Source organism: uncultured Sphingomonas sp. (genome assembly GCF_964250165.1).
Taxonomy (GTDB): domain Bacteria; phylum Pseudomonadota; class Alphaproteobacteria; order Sphingomonadales; family Sphingomonadaceae; genus Sphingomonas.
In genome coordinates, this window is record NZ_CAXUEK010000107.1 from 1 (window position 1) to 6350 (window position 6350).

10 protein-coding genes are annotated in these 6350 nt (G+C 66.9%); all 10 read left to right on the forward strand.

Annotation, left to right across the window (positions count from 1 at the left end):
* On the forward strand, nt 1–640 hold a 640-nt coding region (locus ACFE64_RS14520), incomplete at its 5' end, for an NADH-ubiquinone oxidoreductase-F iron-sulfur binding region domain-containing protein (protein WP_375393171.1).
* The gene (locus ACFE64_RS14525) at nt 637–867 is read left to right on the forward strand and encodes a hypothetical protein (protein WP_375393172.1); all 231 of its coding nucleotides are present in this window, start codon (nt 637–639) and stop codon (nt 865–867) included. The genes ACFE64_RS14520 and ACFE64_RS14525, both read left to right, overlap by 4 nt.
* The gene (locus ACFE64_RS14530) at nt 867–1022 is read left to right on the forward strand and encodes a hypothetical protein (protein ID WP_375393180.1); all 156 of its coding nucleotides are present in this window, start codon (nt 867–869) and stop codon (nt 1020–1022) included. Before ACFE64_RS14525 ends, ACFE64_RS14530 begins: the two co-directional genes overlap by 1 nt.
* Nucleotides 1022–1423, forward strand: a complete 402-nt coding sequence (locus ACFE64_RS14535; RefSeq protein ID WP_375393173.1) for an aspartyl protease family protein — start codon at nt 1022–1024, stop codon at nt 1421–1423. The genes ACFE64_RS14530 and ACFE64_RS14535 overlap by 1 nt, the downstream gene beginning before the upstream one ends.
* Nucleotides 1410–1808 (forward strand): clan AA aspartic protease, encoded by a 399-nt coding sequence (locus ACFE64_RS14540; RefSeq protein WP_375393174.1) that lies wholly within the window; start codon nt 1410–1412, stop codon nt 1806–1808. The genes ACFE64_RS14535 and ACFE64_RS14540 overlap by 14 nt, the downstream gene beginning before the upstream one ends.
* Nucleotides 1808–3802 carry an NADH-quinone oxidoreductase subunit NuoG gene (gene nuoG / locus ACFE64_RS14545; RefSeq protein WP_375393175.1) on the forward strand — a complete coding sequence of 665 codons (1995 nt, stop codon included), beginning with the start codon at nt 1808–1810 and terminating at the stop codon, nt 3800–3802. Before ACFE64_RS14540 ends, nuoG begins: the two co-directional genes overlap by 1 nt.
* Nucleotides 3799–4854 (forward strand): NADH-quinone oxidoreductase subunit NuoH, encoded by a 1056-nt coding sequence (gene nuoH, locus ACFE64_RS14550; RefSeq protein WP_375393176.1) that lies wholly within the window; start codon nt 3799–3801, stop codon nt 4852–4854. The genes nuoG and nuoH overlap by 4 nt, the downstream gene beginning before the upstream one ends.
* The gene (gene nuoI, locus ACFE64_RS14555) at nt 4851–5336 is read left to right on the forward strand and encodes an NADH-quinone oxidoreductase subunit NuoI (protein WP_375393177.1); all 486 of its coding nucleotides are present in this window, start codon (nt 4851–4853) and stop codon (nt 5334–5336) included. Before nuoH ends, nuoI begins: the two co-directional genes overlap by 4 nt.
* Nucleotides 5337–5504: 168 nt before the next feature.
* Nucleotides 5505–6116: an NADH-quinone oxidoreductase subunit J gene (locus tag ACFE64_RS14560; protein ID WP_375393178.1), complete on the forward strand. Its 612-nt coding sequence runs from the start codon at nt 5505–5507 to the stop codon at nt 6114–6116.
* Nucleotides 6113–6350, forward strand: a 238-nt coding sequence (nuoK, locus tag ACFE64_RS14565) for an NADH-quinone oxidoreductase subunit NuoK (RefSeq protein WP_375393179.1), incomplete at its 3' end; no start/stop codon positions are given. The genes ACFE64_RS14560 and nuoK, both read left to right, overlap by 4 nt.

The following is a 6350-nucleotide window of genomic DNA, read 5'->3' on the forward strand; positions in this document are numbered from 1 at the left end:
CATCCTGCGGCGCGGCGCGGCGTGGTTCGCGGGCTTCGGCGCCAAGGGCAACGAGGGCACCAAGCTGTTCCAGATCAGCGGCCACGTGAACACGCCCTGCGTGGTCGAGGAGGCGATGAGCATCCCCTTCCGCCAGCTGATCGAGGAGCATTGCGGCGGCGTGCGCGGCGGCTGGGACAATCTGCTCGCCGTGATCCCCGGCGGCTCGTCGGTGCCGCTGGTGCCGGCGGCGCAGATCATGGACGCGCCGATGGACTTCGACGGGCTGAAGGCGCTCGGCTCGGGCCTCGGCACCGCGGCGGTGATCGTGATGGACAAGTCGACCGACATCGTCCGCGCGATCAGCCGCATCAGCTATTTCTACAAGCACGAGAGCTGCGGCCAGTGCACGCCGTGCCGCGAGGGCACCGGCTGGATGTGGCGCGTGATGGAGCGCCTGCGCACCGGCGAGGCCGAGATCGGCGAGATCGACATGCTCCAGCAGGTGACCAAGCAGGTCGAGGGCCACTCGATCTGCGCGCTGGGCGACGCGGCGGCCTGGCCGATCCAGGGGCTCATCAAGCATTTCCGCCCCGAGCTGGAGCGGCGCATCACCGAGCGCGGCGGCGACCTCGCGCCGATGATGGAGGCGGCGGAGTGAGCGAGGACCGCAGCCAGATGATGTTCGACATCCTGCTCGGCATCCAGAAAGATCTGGGGGTCATCAAGCGCGAGCAGGCGTCGCAGGGGATCAGGCTCGCTTCGATCGAGGAGCATATCCGCGGTTTGATGACATCCATCTACGGCTTGCAGGCCGACGTGGCCGATCTGAAGCTCAGGGTCGATCGCATCGAGCGACGTCTTGGGCTCAACGAGGCGGAACACTGATGACCGGGCCGAAAGAAGAGAGCCCGATCGTTGCGCTGGGCGATGCGGCGGCGTGGTCGATCCAGGGATTGATCGGGCACGTCCGCCCCGAGCTGGAGCGGCGCATCACCGATCGCGGCGGCGACCTCGCGCCGATGATGGAGGCGGCGGAGTAATGGGGCTGATCCGCCAACACGTCCGTTTGTCCAATCCGCACGAGCCGGAGCTGGAAGACATAGATGCAATGGCGCTCGTCGATAGCGGTGCGGCGGAACTGTGTGTGCCGGAGCATATCGCACAGCAGCTGAAGCTGAAACATGCGGGCGAACGGATCGTCGAGTTGGCTGACGGGAGCCGTCAATCGGCCGATCTGATGATCACGGTCAAGTTGGACGTGTTCGGGCTGAGCTGGGCGGGACAGGCAGTTGTGGTAGGAAACGAAGTGCTTCTTGGCGCGCTGCCGATGGAGTCGCTAGGGTTGCAGATCGACCCTCGCGGCCGTCGCGTGTTTCCCGATCCCGCCAGCCCAAACATCCCGACGGCAGTGGTGAAGGGGTTGCAACGTGATCTACGCTAATCTGGTGATCGCCAATCCCGCACGCGGCGAATTGAAGCCAATGCCCGTAAGAGCGTTGGTCGACACCGGTAGCGCCCATTTGTGCATCCCGCGATCGGTTCAATTGCAGCTGGGCCTTACCCGGTTGGACGAGCGACAGGTCGTTCTGCCGGATGGGCGATCCACGGTGGTGGATTATGTCGGGCCAGTGGCGATCGGCTTTGCGACGCGGACGTCGTTCGCCGGCGCCCTGGTGATCGGCGAGCAGGTCTTGCTGGGAACGATCGCTCTGGCCGATCTCGATCTGGTCGTACGCGTTCGTGAAGGCGATGTCGTCGTCAATGGAGACAGCCCGAATATCCCGGTGTCGGGCGCGCTTCCTCAACGTAACAAGGCACGTCGCTGATGCCCAAGCTCAAGGTCGACGGGATCGAGGTCGAGGTGCCGCAGGGGGCGACCGTGCTCCAGGCGTGCGAGGCCGCGGGGAAGGAGATTCCGCGCTTCTGCTACCATGAGCGGCTGTCGATCGCCGGCAACTGCCGGATGTGTCTGGTCGAGGTGAAGCCGGGGCCGCCCAAGCCGCAGGCGTCGTGTGCGCTGCCGGCGTCGGACAATCAGGAGGTCTTCACCACCACGCCGATGGTGAAGCATGCCCGTGAGGGCATCATGGAGTTCCTGCTCATCAATCATCCGCTCGACTGCCCGATCTGCGATCAGGGCGGCGAGTGCGACCTGCAGGATCAATCGCTCGCTTACGGGCGGGGACACAGCCGCTATGCCGAGAACAAGCGCGCGGTGACCGAGAAATATATGGGCCCGATCGTCAAGACGATCATGACCCGGTGCATCCAGTGCACGCGCTGCATCCGCTTCGCCGAGGAGGTGGCGGGCGTCGAGGAGATCGGCGCGATCTATCGCGGCGAGGACATGCAGATCACCTCGTATCTGGAGCGCGCGGTCTCGTCCGAGCTGTCGGGCAATGTCGTCGACCTGTGCCCGGTGGGAGCGCTGACGAGCAAGCCGTATCAGTATGAGGCGCGGCCGTGGGAGCTGCGCAAGACGATGACCATCGACGTGATGGACGCCGTCGGCACGAACATCCGTCTCGACAGCCGCGGGCGGCAGGTGCTGCGCTGCCTGCCGCGCATCAACGAGGACGTGAACGAGGAGTGGGCGACCGACAAGACGCGCCACCATGTCGACGGGCTGGTCCGGCGGCGGCTCGACCGGCCGTTCGTGCGGCGCGACGGCAAGCTCGTGCCGGCGACGTGGGACGAGGCGTTCGCGGCGATCGCGGCGGTCGACCATGGCGGCAGCGTCGCGGCGGTGGCGGGCGATCTGGTCGATTGCGAGACGATGTATGCGGCCAAGGCGCTGCTCGCCAGGCTGGGCTCGGACCGGCTGGAGGGGCGGCAGACGGGGCTCGACTACGACACGTCCAGCCTCGCGGCGGTGAACTTCAACACCACCATCGCCGGGGTCGAGCGCGCGGACGCGATCCTGCTGGTCGGCACCAACCTGCGCTGGGAGGCGCCGCTGGTGAACACGCGGGTGCGCAAGGCGATCAAGAAGGGCGCGCATGTCTTCGCGATCGGGCCGGAGACGGACCTGACCTACAAGGCCGATTGGCTGGGCGACGATCTGGCGCTGCTCGGCGGGCTGCCGGATCATGTCACCGCGGCGTTCGGCAAGGCCGAGCGGCCGATGGCGATCCTGGGCGCCGCGGGGCTGAAGGGCGGCCATGCGGCGGCGCTGCGGCTGGTCGAGCCGCTCGGGCTGGTGAAGGACGGCTGGAACGGCTTCAACGTCGTTCATATGGCGGCGAGCCGGATGGGCGGGCTGATGCTCGGCTATGCGCAGAAGGGTGGCATCGCCGACGTCGCGGACGCCAAGCTCGCCTTCTTCCTCGGCGCGGACGAGGTGGATTTCGGCCGGTTCGGCGGCTTCAAGGTCTATGTCGGCCATCATGGCGATCGCGGCGCGGCGGCGGCGGACGTGGTGCTGCCGGGGGCGACCTATGCCGAGAAGGCCGGCACCTGGGTCAATCTGGAGGGCCGCGTCCAGCGCGGCGAGCGCGCGGTGTTCCCGCCCGGCGATGCGCGCGAGGACTGGAGCATCTTCCGCGCGCTCTCCGAGGTGCTGGGCGTGACGCTGCCGTTCGACAGCCTCGCCGGCCTGCGCGAGGAGATGTACGCGGACGTGCCGGCGCTGCGGCTCCAGGAGCTGGCGACGTTCGCGTGGAACCCGCCGGCGTTAGACGGCGCGGCGGCGGGCCGCATCGCGGGCTATCCGATCCAGGACTTCTACCTGACCAACGCGATCTGTCGCGCCAGCCCGACGATGCAGCAATGCTCGGCCGAGCTGCTGCACGGCGACGCACTGGCGGAGGCGGCGGAGTGACCGCCTTCTTCAACACGACCGTCGGCTTCTCCTATGGCTGGGCATGGTTCGTCGCCACGATCGCGGGCATCCTGCTGATCGCGCTGCCGCTGATGCTGGCGGTGGCGATGATCATCTATGCCGATCGCAAGATCTGGGCGGCGATGGCGTTGCGGCGCGGGCCCAACGTGGTCGGCCCGTTCGGGCTGCTGCAGAGCTTCGCCGACGGGCTCAAGGTGTTCCTGCAGGAAACGATCATCCCGTCGGCCGCGAACCGCGTGCTGTTCCTGCTGGCGCCGATCATCACCTTCACGGTCGCGCTGATCGTCTGGGCGGTGGTGCCGTTCCAGCCGGGCGTGGTGCTCGCCGACATCAATGTCGGGCTGCTCTACGTGCTCGCGGCGTCGAGCCTCGGCGTCTACGGGATCATCCTGGCGGGCTGGGCGTCCAACTCCAAATACCCCTTCTACTCGGCGCTGCGCGCGGCGGCGCAGATGGTCAGTTACGAGGTCGCGATCGGCTTCGTGCTGGTGACGGTCGTGATGTGGGCGCGCACGTTCAACCTGTCGGGGATCGTGCTGGCGCAGGCGAACATGTATGGGCTGCCGATTAACGGCTTCGTGCTCAACCCGCTGCTGTTCCCGATGTGGGTGGTGTTCCTGATCTCCTCGATGGCCGAGACGCAGCGTGCGCCGTTCGACCTGACCGAGGCGGAGTCCGAGCTGGTCGCGGGTTATCAGACCGAATATTCGTCGATGAGCTTCGCGCTGTTCTGGCTCGGCGAATACGCCAACGTGCTGCTGATGTGCGCGCTCAACGCGACGCTGTTCTGGGGCGGGTGGCTGCCGCTGTTCAACTTCGCGCCGTTCACCTGGGTGCCGGGCATCATCAACCTGTTCGTCAAGATCCTGTTCTTCTTCTTCATCTTCAGTTGGGTGAAGGCGACGGTGCCGCGCTATCGCTACGACCAGCTGATGCGGCTGGGCTGGAAGGTATTCCTGCCGCTGTCGCTGCTCTGGGTCTTCCTCATTTCGGGCGTGCTCATGTGGATGCGCGTCGGAGTTCCCGCATGACCCCCGCCCATTTCATCAAGTCGTTCACCTTGTGGGAGTTCCTGAAGGCGCACGCCAAGACGCTGCACTATTTCTTCAAGCCCAAGGCGACGATCAACTATCCGTTCGAGAAGATGCCGCTCTCCCCGCGCTTCCGCGGCGAGCACGCGCTCCGGCGGTATCCGAACGGCGAGGAGCGGTGCATCGCGTGCAAGCTGTGCGAAGCGATCTGCCCCGCCCAGGCGATCACCATCGAGGCGGAGCCGCGCGACGACGGCTCGCGCCGCACCACGCGCTACGACATCGACATGACCAAGTGCATCTATTGCGGGCTGTGCGCCGAGGCCTGCCCGGTGGATGCGGTGGTCGAGGGTCCGAACTACGAGTTCTCGACCGAGACGCGCGAGGAGCTGATCTACGACAAGGCCAAGCTGCTCGAGAATGGCGACCGCTGGGAAAGCGTGCTCGCCGCGAACCTTGCCGCCGATGCGCCCTACCGGTAGGCGCACGCGGGTGATCGATTCAGCTGCAATCCTCCCCCGCGCGGGGAGGGGGACCATGCGGAGCATGGTGGAGAGGGGGCCGCATGGCGCGGTGAGCCCGGTCCTGGCCCCCCTCCACCACGCCGCTTCGCGTCGCGGTCCCCCTCACCGTGCCGGGGAGGAACGGGCGTGATCCAGGCGATCGCCTTTTACCTGTTCGCGGGCGTGGTGCTGCTCGCCGGCGCGATGACGGTGTCGTCGCGCAACCCGGTCAACGCCGTGATGTGGCTGATCCTGGCCTTCTTCAACGCGGCCGGGCTGATGGTGCTGTGCGGGGCAGAGTTCATCGCGATGCTGCTGGTCATCGTCTATGTCGGCGCGGTCGCCGTGCTGTTCCTGTTCGTGGTGATGATGCTCGACATCGACGTGGCGGAGATGCGCGCGGGGTTCGCGCGGTTCTGGCCGCTCGGCCTGGCGCTGGCGGCGGCGCTGGCGGCGGAGATCGTGTTCTACGCGTTCGGCTCGCTGCATGGCGGCCTCAAGCTGACGCTGTCCCACCCCGCCGCGACCGCGGCCAAGCCCAACATCCAGGCGCTCGGCGAGCTGCTCTACACGCGCTACCTGTTCGTGTTCGAGGGCGCGGGACTGGTGCTGCTGGTGGCGATGATCGGCGCGATCGTACTGACCCATCGCGACCGCAAGGGCACGCGCTACCAGAACATCGGCCGCCAGAACGCGCGCCGGCCGCAGGACGCGACCCGCAACGTGGACCAGCCGGTGGGCGTCGGGGTGGAGCTGTGATCGGCCTCGTCCATTACCTCGTCGTCGCGGCGATCCTCTTCGCGCTCGGCGTGCTGGGGCTGGTCGCCAATCGCAAGAACCTGATCGTCATGCTGATGGCGATCGAGCTGATCCTGCTCGCGGTGAACCTGAACCTGGTCGCGTTCTCGGCTTATCTGCACGACCTGGTCGGGCAGGTTTTCGCGATGTTCGTGCTGACCGTGGCGGCGGGCGAGGCGGCGATCGGGCTCGCCA

Bases quoted from the DNA above. Each gene is read 5' to 3' on its own strand.
- ACFE64_RS14530 (WP_375393180.1), top strand. From the start codon at position 867: ATGACCGGGCCGAAAGAAGAGAGCCCGATCGTTGCGCTGGGCGATGCG.
- ACFE64_RS14535 (WP_375393173.1), top strand. From the start codon at position 1,022: ATGGGGCTGATCCGCCAACACGTCCGTTTGTCCAATCCGCACGAGCCG.
- nuoG (WP_375393175.1), top strand. From the start codon at position 1,808: ATGCCCAAGCTCAAGGTCGACGGGATCGAGGTCGAGGTGCCGCAGGGG.
- nuoI (WP_375393177.1), top strand. From the start codon at position 4,851: ATGACCCCCGCCCATTTCATCAAGTCGTTCACCTTGTGGGAGTTCCTG.